12 protein-coding genes and 1 riboswitch are annotated in these 16,041 nt (G+C 72.4%); of the genes, 8 read left to right on the forward strand and 4 right to left on the reverse strand.

Annotated features, from left to right (window positions below; all coding sequences use genetic code 11):
• Window positions 1-57 precede the first annotated feature (57 nt).
• Together Q4C85_RS03800 and Q4C85_RS03805 are read left to right on the forward strand one after the other, a co-directional pair.
• Window positions 58-1,134, forward strand: coding sequence for a hypothetical protein (locus Q4C85_RS03800; RefSeq protein ID WP_303139720.1), 1,077 nt, complete (start codon window positions 58-60; stop codon window positions 1,132-1,134).
• 72 nt (window positions 1,135-1,206) lie between these two features.
• Window positions 1,207-2,205: a DUF6620 family protein gene (locus Q4C85_RS03805; RefSeq protein WP_303139722.1), complete on the forward strand. Its 999-nt coding sequence runs from the start codon at window positions 1,207-1,209 to the stop codon at window positions 2,203-2,205.
• Window positions 2,206-2,351: 146 nt separating this feature from the next.
• Here Q4C85_RS03805 and Q4C85_RS03810 read toward each other — a convergent pair whose 3' ends face one another.
• The 4 genes from Q4C85_RS03810 to Q4C85_RS03825 all read right to left on the reverse strand — a co-directional run bounded on the left by Q4C85_RS03810 (window position 2,352) and on the right by Q4C85_RS03825 (window position 8,384).
• Complete coding sequence (locus tag Q4C85_RS03810) at window positions 2,352-3,752, reverse strand: replication-associated recombination protein A (RefSeq protein ID WP_303139724.1); 1,401 nt, start codon at window positions 3,750-3,752, stop codon at window positions 2,352-2,354.
• 233 nt (window positions 3,753-3,985) lie between these two features.
• Window positions 3,986-5,392, reverse strand: a complete 1,407-nt coding sequence (locus Q4C85_RS03815; protein ID WP_303139727.1) for an MFS transporter — start codon at window positions 5,390-5,392, stop codon at window positions 3,986-3,988.
• 107 nt (window positions 5,393-5,499) lie between these two features.
• Window positions 5,500-7,950, reverse strand: coding sequence for a (Fe-S)-binding protein (locus Q4C85_RS03820; RefSeq protein ID WP_303139729.1), 2,451 nt, complete (start codon window positions 7,948-7,950; stop codon window positions 5,500-5,502).
• 140 nt (window positions 7,951-8,090) lie between these two features.
• Window positions 8,091-8,384, reverse strand: coding sequence for a DUF4235 domain-containing protein (locus Q4C85_RS03825; protein WP_303139732.1), 294 nt, complete (start codon window positions 8,382-8,384; stop codon window positions 8,091-8,093).
• Window positions 8,385-8,602: 218 nt separating this feature from the next.
• Window positions 8,603-8,734, forward strand: a riboswitch (TPP riboswitch).
• Between the two features lie 33 nt (window positions 8,735-8,767).
• On the opposite strand from Q4C85_RS03825, the gene Q4C85_RS03830 reads away from it, so the two are divergent.
• The 6 genes from Q4C85_RS03830 to Q4C85_RS03855 all read left to right on the forward strand — a co-directional run bounded on the left by Q4C85_RS03830 (window position 8,768) and on the right by Q4C85_RS03855 (window position 15,994).
• Window positions 8,768-9,961 carry a thiamine ABC transporter substrate-binding protein gene (locus Q4C85_RS03830; protein ID WP_303139735.1) on the forward strand — a complete coding sequence of 398 codons (1,194 nt, stop codon included), beginning with the start codon at window positions 8,768-8,770 and terminating at the stop codon, window positions 9,959-9,961.
• On the forward strand, window positions 9,958-11,910 hold the full coding sequence (locus tag Q4C85_RS03835; protein WP_303139737.1) for an iron ABC transporter permease: 1,953 nt from the start codon (window positions 9,958-9,960) through the stop codon (window positions 11,908-11,910). Before Q4C85_RS03830 ends, Q4C85_RS03835 begins: the two co-directional genes overlap by 4 nt.
• The gene (locus tag Q4C85_RS03840; RefSeq protein ID WP_303139738.1) at window positions 11,903-12,925 is read left to right on the forward strand and encodes an ABC transporter ATP-binding protein; all 1,023 of its coding nucleotides are present in this window, start codon (window positions 11,903-11,905) and stop codon (window positions 12,923-12,925) included. The genes Q4C85_RS03835 and Q4C85_RS03840 overlap by 8 nt, the downstream gene beginning before the upstream one ends.
• Before the next feature lie 277 nt (window positions 12,926-13,202).
• A complete protein-coding gene (locus Q4C85_RS03845; RefSeq protein WP_303139740.1) occupies window positions 13,203-13,637 on the forward strand; it encodes a YbjN domain-containing protein in 435 nt (144 codons plus the stop codon).
• Window position 13,638: 1 nt separating this feature from the next.
• Complete coding sequence (locus tag Q4C85_RS03850; protein ID WP_303139743.1) at window positions 13,639-14,109, forward strand: YbjN domain-containing protein; 471 nt, start codon at window positions 13,639-13,641, stop codon at window positions 14,107-14,109.
• Between the two features lie 16 nt (window positions 14,110-14,125).
• Window positions 14,126-15,994 (forward strand): HSP90 family protein, encoded by a 1,869-nt coding sequence (locus Q4C85_RS03855; RefSeq protein WP_303139745.1) that lies wholly within the window; start codon window positions 14,126-14,128, stop codon window positions 15,992-15,994.
• Window positions 15,995-16,041: the final 47 nt, after the last annotated feature.

Genomic DNA, 16,041 nt, shown 5'->3' on the forward strand with positions numbered 1-16,041 from the left:
CCCCACACCACTGATTCCAGTGGCCCCGCACCACAGGGCCGGGAGGAGAACCCACCCATGAGCAACACCTTCAACCAGTTCGAAGCCCTGCGCGCCCGCATGGACGTCTTCCTGGGCAAGCTCGAGCAGCGCGGCCAGGATGTCGGCGCCGAGGCCCTGGCCACCGCCCGCGACATGAAGCGCTCGGACCCCGAGGAGTTCCGCCGGTCCTTCGCCGCTTTCCACTCGGGCATCACCGCCCAGCTGATGACCCTGGTCGCCAAGGCGGAGGCGGCCTTCGAGGAGCACTTCGCCAGGTTCGAGGACATGGAGGACGACGACGTCGAGCAGGGGTACGCCGCCCTGGAAGAGCGGATGGAGGCCTGGGCGGAGAAGATGACCTGGCGGGCCGAGCACGTCTTCGACGATCTAGCCGACGACGACGCCCAGGCCACTTGGGACGCCGCCGTCGCCGAGTGGAAGTCCCTGGCCAGCCGCTTCACCTGCCCCCAGTGCTCGGCGCCCGTGCCGGTCCCCGAGCTCTACACGGTCTCGGTCTACCTGCCCTGCCAGGGCTGTGGCACCCAGGTGACCTTCACCCCCTCCGAGACGATGCAGAGCGCTGTCATCGCCGCCGAGTCGATCGCCGAGGCCAAGGCCCGCCCCTACCAGCAGGCCTACGAGGTCGGCTTCGAGGACCCCCAGGTCCTCTTCCCGGAGTGGCTGGCCAACCTCGCCCGCTCCAAGGCCGTCGAGCAGGCCGAGCTCGAGGCCCTCGTGCCGATGGTCGCCGCCAAGAAGTTCGCCGCGACCCTCGACGCCCTCAGCGAGCACAAGGACCACCCGGACGACTCCGTCAACCTCAAGTTCTACCCCAACAACGTGCCGTGGGACTTCCAGCAGGTGCGCCTGGCCTACTACGGGGCGCTGGCCGAGCTGGCCGGGGCGATCGGCCAGCTGCGCGCCCAGGGTCAGCCGCGGGCGGCCGACCTCGTGCGCGGCATGGTGCCCGCCTTCGCCCGCCCCGGCTGCGAGGTCGCCGCCGCGGTGGCCAACGACACCTACACCGAGGCGCTCATCCGGCCCTACTTGGAGCACGCTGCCACCCTCAACGACCTCGCCGACGAGTACGGCAAGCCGATCGTCATTCACTGACTCGGGCTGCCGTCCGCGCAGACCGTTCCACCCAACACAACCCATTGAAAGGACAACTTGAGAGGGCAACCCATGTTCGGAAAGATGTTCAAGAAGGCCACCGACGCCGCCTCCCAGGTCGCCGGCTCGACAGAGGTCGAGTTCAGCGAGGAGGCCGGCGAGGGCGAGGTCGGCGTCGAGGTCCGCGTCTCCGGCCGCGGCCTGGCCTCGGCCGCCCGCGGGCTGGGCGGGGCGGCGCGCCGGATGAGCAACGCCGTGCGCGGCGTGGAGGAGGTCGACTGGATCCACCACGCCTTCCCTTACTCCTACGAGCTGGAGCTCTTCGACGAGGACGCCCGCGACATCCGCCGTCCCCAGCCCCCGGCCGGGCTCGACCCCGCCGCCTTCCAGTACGCCGACACCTGGTACAACATCTGGGCGCCGGTGCGCGACGGCCACATCGCCCCGGTCTCCGCCGTCGATGCGGGGGACGTGGCGGGGGCCAACGCCGCCGTCACCCAGTGGAAGCAGAACATCGAGGCGGCCAACACCGCCCAGGCCCAGCTCGGCGACTTCCGGGGGGCGCGCACCCTTGTCATGGCCAACTCCGACGTCTACTCGACGCTCGAGGCGATGGTCTCCCTCGTGCAGGAGTACATCGGGGCGCGCCTCCAGGCAGGCCCTTCCGAGGACCTCGCCTTCGAGGCGATCGAACGGGTCCTGTCCATCCACATGACGATGAACGAGTCCCTGGCCACCTTCTACGCCGACCCCACGGGCGCGGCGGCCGCGGCGGGCGGGGACCCGGCCGCCGGGTCGCAGGCCTCACGGCTCAAGACCGACCGGGACTTCTACGTCGAGTGCGCCGCGGTCATGGCGGCGGCGCAGGAGGCCGGTGTCGACCCCAGCGGCTATCTGGAGTCCAACTACCAGGTGACGAGCACCCAGGTGGCCGGCGCGGGCGTGCAGTGGATGCAGGACCTGCGCAACGCCAGCCAGCTCATCACCCTCCAGCAGGCCAAGCAGAAGGAGTTCGCCGCGGTCTTCGCCCAGCAGATGGGGCCGGGCATCGCCGACGACATCGTCTTCTGACGGCGCTGCGCGGGCCGGTCTCGTCCGGTCCTGCCGTCCTCTGGTTCGTATCTTCTGCGCCGTGTTCGCACTCTCGGGGTGTGGTCACGGCACGCAAGGTACGAACGCGTTGGGGGGCGGGTAAAGCCGTCCCCCAACTGTGCGCCTCAGACCTCGGCAGAAGGTGAGTCCGCCTGGTGCGTCCCCCCTGAGTCCGCTGCCCGGGCCCGGCGCAGGGACTCCCAGTGGGCGAGGCGCTCGGAGATGCGCCGCTCGTGGCCATGGGTGGTCGGCTCATAGAAGCGCTCGCGCTGACCGGGCGGCGGGTAGCCCTGCGGAAAGTAGTCCGCCCCGGAGAAGCCGTCGGCGGCATCCGGGTCATACTGGTAGCCCCGGCCATAGCCGAGCTCCTTCATGAGGCGGGTCGGGGCGTTGAGGATATGCGCCGGCGGGGCGAGCGAACCCGTGCGAGCGGCGGCCGCCCTGGCCCGGCTCAGCGCCCGGTACAGAGCCACCGACTTCGGTGCCGTGGCGAGGTGGACGACCGCCTGCGCGATGGCGAGCTCGCCCTCGGGGGAGCCGAGCCGCTCGTAGGCCTCCCAGGCGGCCAGCGTGATCTGCAACGCGCCGGGGTCGGCCATCCCGACATCCTCGCTGGCGAAGCGCACCACCCGCCGGGCCACATACAGCGGGTCCTCCCCGCCCTCGAGCATGCGGGCCAGCCAGTACAGCGCCGCGTCCGGGTCGCTGCCCCGCAGTGACTTGTGGAGCGCCGAGATGAGGTTGTAGTGCTCCTCCCCGGACTTGTCGTACAGCGGGGCTCGCGACGTGACGACAGCCACCAGGTCCTCAACGTCGATGAGACCGGGGCGCGGCCGCTCCCCGTCGGCGGCGTAGGACAGGACCTGCTCGACCATGCCCAGCAGGTAGCGGCCGTCGCCGTCGGCCATGTCGATGAGCCGCGAGCGAGCGGGGCCGGTCAGGGGCAGCCGGTGCCCGACGAGAGCCTCAGCCCGGTCCATCAGCTCGCCCAAGGCCGCCTCGTCCAGGCGGTGAAGGACCATGACCTGGCAGCGGGACAGCAGCGCCCCGTTGAGCTCGAAGCTGGGGTTCTCCGTTGTGGCGCCGACGAGCACGACCGTGCCGTCCTCGACATAAGGCAGGAAGGAGTCCTGCTGGGCGCGGTTGAAGCGGTGGATCTCGTCGACGAACAGGAGCGTGCCCCGGCCGATCTCGCGTCCACGGGCGGCGGCGGCGAAGACCTTGCGGAGTTCGGCCACGCCTGAGAAGGTCGCCGACACCGACTCGAAGTCCATTCCGGTGCGCGCCGCCAGCAGGCGTGCGATGGTCGTCTTGCCGCAACCCGGCGGGCCCCACAGGATGATCGAGAACAGCCGACCGGCGTCGATCATGCGGCCCAGCGGCGCGTCCGGGGCGAGCAGGTGGCCCTGGCCGACGACGTCCTCCAGCCGCTGCGGGCGGAGCCGATCCGCCAGGGGACGCGTCGGATCGTCGACCGGCGCCCCAGCAGCCGCCTCAAAGAGCGACGGCGAGTCCTGGAAATCCATGGTGCGAGCCTACGCACCGGCGGCGACACGCAGCGGCGGCCGCCGGGTGGCGGTCCGGTCAAGTCCCGCGTCGTTGTCCGGTTCGTACCTTGTGCGCTGTGTTCGCACTTTCAAGGTGCGGTCGCAGGACCGAAGGTACGAAGGCGGTGGGGGTGCGGGGGCGCAGGGTGAGGTCTCGCCACCGAAGGTACGAACGCGGCCCCAGCGGCGCCGCCGCGGGCGGGGACGACTGCTCAGGCGGGCTCGCCCCGGGAACCGTCGATCTCGAGCAGGTCGTCGACGTCGGGGATCATGCGGGCCGTCGCGGCGCGGATCGGGCGGGCCGACCCCAACCCGATGGCCAGTGCCGTCGAGGCGAAGACCACGAGGCTGAGGAAGCCGCCCTGGGAGCCCATGAGGTCGACCATCCTTCCCGTCACCAGGTTGGAGACCGCCATCCCGATCACGAACATGGCTCCGAGCAGCGCCATGGCCTCGGTGAAGCGGGAGGCGGGAGTCATGAGGATGAGGAGCTGGTTGACGTTGACCACTGTCGGTGCCTGCGCCAGGCCGGCCACGGCCAGGACCACCGCTGCCTGCTCGAGGGAGTCGACCCACAGCAGCGCCGAGGAACCGGCCATGACGACAACCATGCCCACGTAGAAGCGCACCCACAGCGGTGATCTCCAGGCCCGCGCCCCGTAGCCCAAGGCGCCGAGCATCGAGGCCCCGGAGAAGCAGGCGATGACCAAGCCCGCTGTGCCCGACCGGCCCAGCTCGGTGGCCAGGGCGACGACGGACACGTTCGTGGCGGCGATGAGGGCCCCGTAGGCGACGGTGATCGCCAGCAGGGAGACGTAGCCGACGGTGAACATCCGCACCGGCGCCCCTGTGACCTGGCCGGTCAGCCGGCGCCGTCGGCGCGTGCGGCCGGATGCCGCAGGCTCGATGCTGGAGTCGAGGAGGAACCCGATGATGGCCAGGACGATTGCCGCCGCGGCCGCGGCCAGGGGCGCGAGCATCGCCACGCTCGTGGCCAGGATCGTCGCCAGGGGGTTGCCGATGACCCACATCATCTCCTCCAGAATGGAGGTCAGTGACAGCGCCGAGTTGAGCTGACCGGGGCGGTCGGCCAGGACGTGGCGCCAGCGGGCTCGCAGCATCGAGGAGAAGGGCACCGAGGTTCCCAGCAGGACGCCCGCGGCGATGACGGCCCCCGGGGGCAGGCGCCAGGCCAGGGCCGCGCTCATGAGGATGATCGAGGTGATCCACAGTGCCGCCACCGGTAGCCCGACCCGCCGCTGCCCGTGTGCGTCGATGAGCCGACCCACCACCGGCCCGGTCACCGCGGAGGTCAGGGCCATGACGGCGGAGACGGTGCCGGCCAGTGTGTAGGAGCCGTAGCCGTCGCGGATGCCGATAAGCAGTCCCATCCCCAGCAGCGGCAGCGGGAACTGCCCGACGACGCCGAAGACGGCGGAACGGGCGACATGCGGCATGCCTAGCAGCGAGGCGTAGACGCGCAGGCCGGACTCGGGCACGGCGGGCTCCTTGCGACAGCGGGATGGGGTGACCGGCCCACGGTAGTCCTCGCCGTGGTCGGTGTCGCGGGGAGCGGAGGTGATCTGCGCTGCCGGCACCGGGATGCCTGCCCGGAGCATGATCTCGTGCTCCAGAAGGTCACGGCCTGACCCGCTCCGGCGGTGGCGGGCCGCAGGCACCCAGGCCCGCTCGCGCCCCGCCATCGCCGGGGGCTGTGCCGGGCGCCTCAGTCCTGCCCGCGCTTGACCGCCTCGAGCATGAGGGTGGCCACGTCGGTGACCCGCACCTGGCTGTCCTGGCCGGCCACGCCGTCGGAGAGCATGGTCGTGCAGAAGGGGCAGGCCGTGGCCACGACCTGTGCGCCGGTGCCCACCGCCTCACGGGCGCGCTCGACGGCGATGCGGGTGCCGATCGACTCCTCCATGAAGGCCCGCGCCCCACCCCCGCCGCAGCACAGGGCGCGTTCGCGGCTGCGCGGCATCTCGACGGCGGTGGCGCCCGTGGCCTCGAGCAGCTCGCGCGGGGCCGTGTAGACCTGGTTGTGGCGCCCCAGGTAGCAGGCGTCGTGGTAGGTGACGGTCGGCGCCGCGCCTGCCGCCCCCACCGTCGGCTGCGGCGAAGGGACGGCCCCGGCCGGCGGCGCGACGGGCCGCAGCCGGCCCTCGCGCACGAGGGTGTTGAGCAGCTGGGTGTGGTGGAGGACCTCGTAGTGGCCGCCGACCTGCGGGTACTCGCGGGCCAGGGTGTTGAAGCAGTGTGCGCAGGTCACGACGATCCGCCGCACCCCGGCCTCGTCGAGGGTCTCGATGTTCTGGGCGGCCAGGGTCTGGAAGAGGATCTCGTTGCCGGCGCGCCGGGCCGGGTCCCCGGTGCAGGTCTCGGCGTCGCCGAGCACCGCGAAGCTCACCCCGGCGGTGTCCAGCAGCTCGGCCACCGCCCGGGTCGTCTTCTTGGCCCGGTCCTCATAGGCGCCGGCGCAGCCCACCCACAGCAGGTAGTCGACCTCCTCGGCCGACTCGACGTCGACACCGACGACCGGCACCTCGATGTCGAGGCCCTTGGCCCACTCCATGCGCTTGCGCGGCGCCAGCCCCCAGGGATTGCCCTTGGACTCCATCTTGCGGAACATCTGGCCCAGCTCCTTGGGGAAGGCCGAGGCCATGAGGACCTGCTCGCGGCGGATGTCGACGAGGTGGTCGACGTGCTCGATGTCGACGGGGCACTGGTCGACGCAGGCCCCGCAGGTCGTGCAGGACCACAGGACCTCGGGGGGAATGACCTCCCCGGCCAGGGGCGCCGGACGCGTGGCGACGCCGGTATCCGAGGGGGCGGCCTGGGCCGCCAGGAGCGCGCCGAGGACGTCGGCGGTGTGCGCGCTACCGGGGGCCTGCCCCGCCGAGGCGCCCAGGGCGAGCCCGTCGCGCATCCCCACGAGCCGGCCCACGGGCCCGGCGGCACGCCGGGTGGTGAGCTCCTCGTCGGTGACCTCCTCGGGCTCGACACCCAGCGCCTGGGCGGCGCGCAGGTAGGGGGCGGCCGCGGCGTGGTGGTCGCGCAGCGCCATGACGAGGAGCTTGGGGCTCAGCGGCTTGCCGGTGTTCCACGCCGGGCACAGGTCCTGGCAGCGCCCGCACTCGGTGCAGGTGGAGAAGTCGAGCAGGCCCTTCCACGTGAAGTCCTCGATCCGGCTGACCCCCAGACGCAGCTCGGTGCCGTCCTCCTCGGCGGACTCCATCGCCGCCTCCAGGTCATCGAGGCTTTGGGCAGACAGTGTCGTTGGCCCCTCGGGCCCGTCGAAGACGAGGGGCTGGAGGGGGCCCAGCGCCTTGGAGCCGTCGGTCTCGCGGCGCGCGTAGATGGTGACGAAGGCCAGGAAGCGGTGCCAGGCCACGCCCATGGAGGGCTGGAGGCCGACGACGACGAACCAGGTCATCGAGATGACGACCTTGACCGTGGCTACGACCGTGATGGCGATGGCCAGCGATTCGGCCCCCAGGGGCTCCAGGAGCGGACCGGTCCAGGCGGTCAGCGGGAAGTGCGTCCAGTCGGCCAGGGCGCGGGCCCCCGGGTCCCCGGAGACGGCCAGCTGGGCGTGCTCCAGCATCCGCAGCGCCAGGACGCAGGCGACGACACCGGCCACCACGCCCTCGACAAAGTGCGCCTGCCAGGCGGTCGAGCCGGAGAAGCGGGGCGTGCGCGGGCTCCTGGGTCCCGGCTCGGACGGGGGGAAGGGGGGCTGCGCCGCGCCGCGGCGGGTCAGGCGACGGCGCACGGCGACCAGCCCCAGGATGCCGGCCAGGCTCGTCCAGGCGATGATCTCGACGATCCAGGCCCACCACGCCTGGTGGCCCAGCCACGGCAGCTCGAAGAAGGAATCGCCCAGCACCTGGCCGTACCCGGTGACCAGGGTGAGGAACAGCAGCGGGAAGCTGACCATGACCAGCCAGTGGGCGACCCGGATCCACGGCCGGTTCTTGAAGGCGGAGTGGTTGAGGGTCGAGGACAGGGACAGCCACACGCGGCGCGCCACCGGGCGCACCCGCTGGGGCGCCGGCCGTCCCACCCGCATGCGGTTGACGATCGTGCAACAGGCGCGCGCGAAGACGGCAACGCCCACCACAGTGGTGAGCACGACGATAACGACGCAGACGGCGTGCACGATCGCGAGCGGGCTCATGGCGCCAGCCTAGACGAGTGGCCCGATGAGGCGGCGCTGGTGGTCGCGGGGCTTCGGGAGGCGTCGGGCGGGGCGCGCGGTGAGCCCGGGTGGGGTGCGGGTCGGGACCGCGAGACGCACGCCGGGCCCGCGGCCGCGGGCTACGCCTTGATCGCCCCGCGCGCGCCGAAGCGGGCGCTCAGCGCACTGCGGTCGTACCAAGTCGCGGCCTGGCGCAGCGCGAGCTCGCGGGTCAGCGAGATGAGCGCGCCGGAGACGACGGCGAAGACAACGACCTCCGCGATCCCGGCGGTGAGCAGCTCGTCCTGGTCCTTGGGCGTGGCCCTACCGGTGACCGCCTTCCACCCGGTGGAGACGATCTTGTCGGCGACGAAGCCGGCGGCGACCATGGTCAGCGCCGAGGTGGCGGTCCAGGCGAGGTTCTTGGTGGGCATGGCATCTCCGATTCTGTAGGGGGCCGGCCGTCGGGGCCGGGCAGCGTCATGCGTACGGCACGATCATGCACCACCGCCCCCACATCCCGAGATCGGGACATATGGCACCTCGAGTTCGGGACATATGACACCCCGAGATCGGTGGCGCCCGGAGTGCCGACGGCGCCAGAGTGCAGGGACTTGACCGGGGGCGCCGGGCCCACTCCGGCTACACTGGCCCCGCACGACAGGGGAGCGCAGACCCCGGGGCGCCGCACGGCGGCCGGGACACGCGCTGAGAGTGCGGGAGACCGCAGACCCTCGAACCTGATCCGGCTAGCACCGGCGAAGGAAGTCGAGTCTCCCCGGGAGCGCCCCGGGCCCTCCGCTGACCAGGAGGAATGATGACCATCTCGCTGACCGGGCGGAGCCCGGCACACTCCCGTCCAACGACGTCGGGCACGCACCGCACGAGCCCGCCCGCCCTCCGGCTCCCGGCACTCAGCCCGCCGACGGCTCGGCGCACGCGCCCCGGCCGGCCGCTGGCATTCCCGGCGCTCAGCCGCCGCAGCCTCCTGGTCGGGGCGGGGGCCACCGCCGCAGGACTGGCGCTGGCCGCCTGCGGCTCCTCGGGCGGCTCGAAGGACACCGTCACCGTCGTCACCCACGACTCCTTCACCCTGCCGGAGGATCTCATCGCCGCCTTCGAGCAGGACACCGGCCTCACGCTGTCGATCGTCGCCTCGGGTGACGGCGGCGAGCTCGTCAACAAGCTCGTCCTGACCAAGGACGCCCCCTTGGGTGACGCCGTCTTCGGCGTCGACAACTCCTTCGCCTCACGGGTCCTCACCGAGGGCGTCATCGACGGCTCGGCCGAGGTCACCCTGCCCGAGGGCGCCGACCAGTACGTCGTCGACGGCACCCCGGCCCTGGCCCCCATCGACTTCGGCGAGGTGTGCGTCAATGTCGACACCGCCTGGTTCTCGGTGTCCGGCCTCACCCCGCCCGCGAGCTTCGAGGACCTGCTCAAACCCGAGTACGCGAACTTCTTCGTGGCCATCAACCCGACCACCTCCTCCACCGGCATGTCCTTCCTGCTGGCCACGATCGGGCACTTCGGGGTGGCGGGCTTCGCCGAGTACTGGAAGGGCCTCGTGGCTAACGGCACCCGGATCGACGAGGGCTGGTCGGATGCCTACTACACCGATTTCACGGCCGGCGGCGAGGGCGGCGCCTACCCGGTCGTCGTGTCCTACTCGTCCTCCCCGGCCTCGACCCTGACCGAGGACGGCACGGTCTCGACCACCGCCGCTCTGCACTCCACGGCCACCCGGCAGGTCGAGTACGCCGGCGTCCTGGCGGGCGCCGCCAACCCCGAGGGCGGCCGGGCCTTCGTCGAGTGGATGCTGTCGACCGAGGTGCAGACCGCTATCCCCGAGAACATGTACATGTACCCCGTCAACCCCGAGGCGCCGGTGCCCGAGGACATCGAGCGCTTCGGCGCCCCCTCGCAGCAGCCGATCGTCGTTGACGCCGCCGCGATCGCCACCAACCGAGAGTCCTGGCTGGCGACCTGGTCCGAGGCCGTCGGGGCGTGAGTGCCCCCGACGACGGCGGCCGCCGGGACGGCGGGCGTGCCGACGACGACGGCGGTCGCCCCGGCGGTGGCCCCAACGGTTCCGGTGCCGCCAGACACCGGTCCGCTCGACACGGGTCCGCTCGACGCCGGCCCGCCGGGCCCCGCGCCTCGACCGGCCAGCGGGTCGGCTGGGCGCTGGCGGCCGGGCTGCCCCTCGTCTTCCTCGCTGTTCTCTTCGCCTGGCCGGTCACCACCCTCGTCCTGCGCGGCCTGGCCCCCGACGGCGCCCTCGACCTGTCCGGCGCCGTCGAGGTCCTCACCCGCCCGAGGACCCGACGCGTCGTCGGTCAGACCCTCCTTCAGGCCACCGCGGGCACCGCCGTGTGCCTCATCCTGGGCGTTCCCGGGGCTGCCATCCTCTACCGGCGTGCCTTCCCGGGCCGCGACCTGCTGCGGGGCCTGGTCATCGTGCCCTTCGTCCTGCCCAGCGTCGTCGTCGGTCTGGCCTTCCACGCACTCGTCACGACCGGCGGGCTCCTGGGCGGCAGGTTCCTGGGGCTCAGCCTCGACGGTTCGACGGTCGTGGTCGTGGCCGCCCTGGCCTTCTTCAACTACGGGTTGGTCGTGCGCACCGTCGGCACGATGTGGTCCCGCCTCGACCCGCGCGCCGTCGAGGCCGCCCGGGCCCTGGGGGCCTCCCCGTGGCGGGCCTTCCTCACCGTCACCCTGCCCAGCCTCACCCCCGCCATCGCCTCGGCGGGGGCCCTGACCTTCCTGTTCTGCGCCACCGCCTACGGGGTGGTCCTCGTCCTGGGCGGCACGGGAGCCGGGACCATCGAGACCGAGATCTACACGCTGACCGCCCAGTACCTCGACCTGCGGGCGGCCGCCGTCCTCAGCCTCGTCCAGCTCGGCGTCGTCGCCGTCGGCCTGTGGACCACCGAGCGCGCCCGGCGCGCGGGCCAGGTGCGGCTGGCGCTGCGGGTCGACGTGCCCGCCACGCCCCTGCGCCGAGGGGACCTGCCGGCGCTCGCCCTGACGCTGGCCACCGTCCTCATCCTGCTGGCCGGGCCGGTGGCCATGCTCGTGGCGCGCTCGCTGCGCCGCGCCGGGCGGTGGACGGTCGCCAACTACACCGACCTGTCGACCACCGGAGGGCGCAACGCCCTTGTCGTCACGGTCTGGGAGGCGGCCGCCAACTCCCTGCGCGTGGCCCTGGTCGCCGCCGCCATCGCGCTCCTGATCGGCGGGGCGGTCAGCCTCCTCGTCTCCCGCGCCCCGCGGTCGCCGCTGCTCGCCCGCTGTCTGGAACTGGTCGACTCGGTGTTCATGCTCCCGTTGGGCGTCTCGGCGGTGACGGTCGGTTTCGGCTTCCTCATCACCCTCACACGCCCCCCGCTGGCGCTGACCCGCTCGTGGTGGATCCTGCCGCTGGCCCAGGCTGTGGTCGCGGTGCCGCTGGTCGTGCGCACCCTCCTGCCTGCCCTGCGCGCCATCGACCCGCGGCAGCGGGAGGTGGCCGCCGCCCTGGGCGCCGGGCCCGGCCGGGTCCTGGCCACCGTCGACGGGCCGCACCTCCTGCGCGCCGGAGGGCTGGCCGCCGGCCTCGCCCTGGCCACGAGCCTGGGGGAGTTCGGGGCGACGTCCTTCCTGGCCCGCCCCCAGACGCCGACCCTGCCGGTGGTCGTCTACCGGCTCATCGGCTCCCCGGGGGCGCAGAACCAGGGCATGGGACTGGCCGCGGGCGTCGTCCTGGCCCTGGGGGCCGCGGGGATCATGCTGGCCTGCGAGTGGCTGCAGACCGCGTGGAACCGTCCGGCGGCCCACCCCGACGGTCCCGGCCGACGACGCCGACCAGCGGTGGGTCCGACGAGGCCGCCGGCCCCCGCACCCGACGCCGCCCGGCGGCACGACACCGGGCTCGACCCGGCCCGACGGGCCCCGAGGATGAGGAGGAGCGATGAGTGAGGGACTGAGCCTGCGCGGGCTGACCGTCGTCTACCCCGGGACGACCGCCGTCGACGCGGTCGACCTCGACGTGGCCGACGGCGAGGTCGTCGCCCTCCTGGGCGCCTCTGGCTCGGGCAAGTCCTCCCTGCTGCGCGCCGTCGCCGGCCTGGAGGACGTGGCCGCCGGTCAGGTGCGCTGGGCCGGGCGCGACGTCGTGAGCGTCCCGGTACACCGGCGCGGCTTCGGCCTCATGTTCCAAGATGGTCAGCTCTTCCCCTTCCGGGATGTCGGGGGCAATGTCGCCTACGGCCTGGCCGGGATGCCGCGCGCTGCCAGGGCGGCGATGGTCGAACGGATGCTCGGCCTGGTCGGGCTGCCGGGCTTCGAAGGGCGCGCGATCACGACCTTGTCGGGCGGGCAGGCCCAACGGGTGGCCCTGGCCAGGGCGCTGGCCCCCCGCCCCCGCCTGCTCCTGCTCGACGAGCCCCTCAGCGCCCTGGACCGGGCGCTGCGCGAGCAGCTCGCGGTCGACGTGCGCGCCATCCTGCGCGAGCAGGGCACGACCGCCCTCTACGTCACCCATGACCAGGACGAGGCGATGACGGTGGCCGACAGGATCGGCGTGATGGAGGCCGGCCGGTTGGCGCGTCTCGACACCCCCGACGGCCTGTGGTCCGACCCGCGCAGCGCCTATGTGGCGCGCTTCCTCGGCTTCGGGCCCCTGCTGGGGCGCGACGAGGTGCTCGCGCTCGGTTGGGGCGAGGCGTGGGCGAGCGCCGGGACCCGTTCAGGTGCGGGGAGGCTGCTGGCCCTGGCTCCCGGCGCCCTGACCGCCTGCGAGCCCGGCGGGCGTCCCGCAGCGCCACTTGCCCGCGTGACCGCGGTGCGCACGCGCCGCGGCGAACGGTTCGTCGACGCCGACATGGGCGGCGTTGTTGTCACCGCCCGGTTGGACCAGGGGGCGCCACGCGGCGTGGTGGGCGAGGAGATCGCGCTGCACCTCGACGCCGCCCGCACGGCCCTCGTCCGGTGACTCACCCGGACCCGCCCCCTCGCCGAGATCGGTAGATATGGCACCTCGAGTGTCATATCTACCGATCTCGAGGTGTCATAAGTCCCGATCTCGCGGGGTCGTGGCGCAGCCGGTGAGGTCGCATGCGTGGACCCGATGGGGCGGCCTCCCCATCGAGCGCCCCATCCGTTATGTCGTCGGCTGCGCCATGTGTCAGCATCGTCCGGGCGGCGATGCCGCCGCACGCCGCCGGGTGGCTCACGAGCTCCGGCCGGCGGCGAGGACGAGAGGAGATGCGATGAGCGCACAGCCGAAGGTCACGATCGCCAGAGTGGAGGCCTGGCTCAAGAGCGAGGACCTCAACTACGAGCTGGACGAGGACGGCGATGTCCTGACCGGCTTCGAGAACTGCATGGTGAGCATCATCGACCGCGGGGGCGACTTCCTGTCGGTCGCCACGACCTGGCGGGGCGACCTGGGTGAGGCCGAGGCGGCCGCGCTGCGCGTCGAGGTCGACGAGCACAACCACAGCAAGTACGGGCCCCGCGCGGCGGTGTGCATGACCGACGACGGCCCCATGCTCAGCGCTGACATGAGCGCGGTGACCACCGAGGGCATGAGCGATGCCCAGCTGGGCGACTTCCTGGGCATGGCCTTCGCCACGGTGCTCAGTTTCTACGCGGAGGTCGAGGAGAGCTACCCGGCCCTGGTCACTTGGACGGAGGAGGACTGACATGGCGTGGTGGAACAAGCCCGCAGCGGGGCAGACCCCGAAGGTCACCGTCGAGCGCATCGCCGCCTGGTTCGACAAGAACGACCTCAACTACGACCGGCACGAGTCCGGTGAGGCGATCATCAGCGGCTTCGGGGAGTACGGCTACGTCGTCGCCATCCCGGAGACCACGATGCTTCAGGTCCACGCCCGTTTCTACACCAACCTGGCCGACGACGAGGCCACCCGCGCCCAGCTGCGCGAGCTCGTCAACGAGATCAACACCTCCCAGGTCATGCCGACCCTGAGCACCTTCACCGACGAGGACGGCGCCCAGCTCTCGGCCGACATCGTGGCCTCGATCACCGAGGGCCTCAACGACGAGCAGCTCGAGGACCTGCTCGACACGGCGGCGCATATCGTGCTGCGCACCTTCGAGGAGATCGGCGAGACGCTGGGCATCGAGCCGGCCGACGACGAGGACGACGAGTGATGGGTGGCGCAACCCCGTGAGCACTGACACCGCGGTGCCGGGACAGTCGGCATTCCAGGTCGACCTGCGCGGCATGGTCGACCTGCTGTCCCGGCACCTCTACTCCGGCCCTCGCGTCTACGTGCGAGAGCTGCTGCAGAACGCCGTCGACGCCGTCGCGGCCCGTCAGGCGATCGAGCCGGGCTGCGCACGGCGCGTCGTCCTCACGGTGGGGGAGGGCACCCTGTCCTGCCGCGACACCGGCATCGGTCTGACCCTGGCGGAGGCCTCGAGCCTGCTGTCGACCATCGGCGCGTCCTCCAAGCGCGACGAGCTCGGGCTGGCGCGCGGCGACTACCTGGGCCAGTTCGGCATCGGGTTGCTGTCGTGCTTCATGGTCAGCCCCGAGATCGTCGTGCGCTCCCTGTCGGCCCGGCCCGATGCGCCCGGCACGACGGCGAGCTGGGTGGGCCGCACCGACGGGACCTACTCGGTCGAGCCGGTGTCCGATTCCGGGCGCTCCCTGGCCGAGCCCGGCACAGTCATCGAGTTGCGCTCCCTGCCGGGAGAGCCCTGGCTCGAGGCCGAGACCGTGCGCTCCCTGGTCGATGAGTTCGGCTCGCTGCTGCCCATCGACGTCGAGGTGCGCGCCGCCGACGGCGTGACCTATCACGGCGGGGCCTGCGGGCCCTGGGAGATGAGCCGTCACGAGGCGCGCGACTGGTGCGTCGAGGAGCTGGGGGCCCAGCCCTTCGACCTCATCGACCTGGCGGTGCCCGTCTCGGGCCTCCAGGGCGTGGCCGTCGTCGTTGCCCAGGCCCACCCGACGGCGACCGCCCACCACACCGCCTATGTCAAGCGGATGCTCGTGTCCCGCTCGGCCGAGGACCTGGCCCCGCCGTGGGCCTACTTCGTGCGGGTGGTGGCCAACTCCGACCACCTGCGTCTGACCGCCTCGCGCGAGCAGCTCATGGACGACGACCTGCTGGAGTCCACCCGCGAGGCCGTGGGCGACGCCGTGCGCTCCTGGTTGGAGCGTACCGCCCGCCTGGCCCCGGCCCGCTTCGCCGAGTTCGTGGCCGCTCACGCCGTGGGCCTGCGCTCGGTGGCCCTGGCCGACGACCAGATGCTCGGCCTGGTCGTGCGCCACCTGCCGGTGGAGACCACCGAGGGGGGCAGGACTCTTACCGAGCTGGCGGAGATGGCCGCCCGGGGGCGCACGGTGCGCTACACGCGCACGGTCGACCAGTACCGGGCGCTGGCCGACGTCGCCTCCTCCCAGGGTCTTGTCCTGGTCAACGCCGGCTACTCCTTCGAGGAGGAGGTCCTCGGCGCCTTCCTGGCCCGCCCCGACCTGGCCGGCGCCGACCCCGGGATCAGCCTGGTCGACCCCGGAGAGCTGCTCGAGGCCTTCACCCCCTGCTCCCCGGCGGAGGAGGCCGAGGCCGTCGACCTGCTCATGGTGGCCGCGGCGGCCATCGACTCCGAGGACTGCGAGGTCGTGCTGCGGCGCTTCGAGCCGGCGACTCTGCCGGCTCTCTACCTGCCCGACCCGGACCTGGCGGGCCGGGTCGCCGCCCGCAGCTCGCGCAAGGCGGCCTCCGGGGTGTGGGCCGAGGTGCTGGGGGTGACCGACCCCTTCGCCACCTCGAGCGTGCCGCGCCTGGTCCTCAACCGCACGAGCTCGCTCGTCGCCCGGCTCGTGGCCACTGCCACGAAGACGGGCAGGGCGGGGGCCGCGCCCGACGACACGGTCGTCCAGGTGCTGCGCGGCCTGTACATCCAGTGCCTGCTGGCCGGGCGCCAGCCGCTGGGCCCCAAGGAGCGGGCCTGGGCCAGCCAGGCCCTGACCTCACTGCTCGACGCCTCTCTTCCGCCCCTGAGCGGCTCCCGTCCCGGTACGTGACGGCGCTGGCCGCGCGTACCTCCCCCGACGAACCATGATGAAAGGGA

It is taken from the genome of Actinomyces sp., from assembly GCF_030524025.1.
Classification (GTDB): domain Bacteria; phylum Actinomycetota; class Actinomycetes; order Actinomycetales; family Actinomycetaceae; genus Actinomyces.

What these genes read in the sequence shown, in the direction of transcription:
- Q4C85_RS03800 (WP_303139720.1), top strand. Translation starts at nt 58, where the DNA reads ATGAGCAACACCTTCAACCAGTTCGAAGCCCTGCGCGCCCGCATGGAC.
- Q4C85_RS03805 (WP_303139722.1), top strand. Translation starts at nt 1,207, where the DNA reads ATGTTCGGAAAGATGTTCAAGAAGGCCACCGACGCCGCCTCCCAGGTC.
- Q4C85_RS03810 (WP_303139724.1), bottom strand. Translation starts at nt 3,752, where the DNA reads ATGGATTTCCAGGACTCGCCGTCGCTCTTTGAGGCGGCTGCTGGGGCG.
- Q4C85_RS03815 (WP_303139727.1), bottom strand. Translation starts at nt 5,392, where the DNA reads ATGCTCCGGGCAGGCATCCCGGTGCCGGCAGCGCAGATCACCTCCGCT.
- Q4C85_RS03820 (WP_303139729.1), bottom strand. Translation starts at nt 7,950, where the DNA reads ATGAGCCCGCTCGCGATCGTGCACGCCGTCTGCGTCGTTATCGTCGTG.
- Q4C85_RS03825 (WP_303139732.1), bottom strand. Translation starts at nt 8,384, where the DNA reads ATGCCCACCAAGAACCTCGCCTGGACCGCCACCTCGGCGCTGACCATG.
- Q4C85_RS03830 (WP_303139735.1), top strand. Translation starts at nt 8,768, where the DNA reads ATGACCATCTCGCTGACCGGGCGGAGCCCGGCACACTCCCGTCCAACG.
- Q4C85_RS03840 (WP_303139738.1), top strand. Translation starts at nt 11,903, where the DNA reads ATGAGTGAGGGACTGAGCCTGCGCGGGCTGACCGTCGTCTACCCCGGG.
- Q4C85_RS03845 (WP_303139740.1), top strand. Translation starts at nt 13,203, where the DNA reads ATGAGCGCACAGCCGAAGGTCACGATCGCCAGAGTGGAGGCCTGGCTC.
- Q4C85_RS03850 (WP_303139743.1), top strand. Translation starts at nt 13,639, where the DNA reads ATGGCGTGGTGGAACAAGCCCGCAGCGGGGCAGACCCCGAAGGTCACC.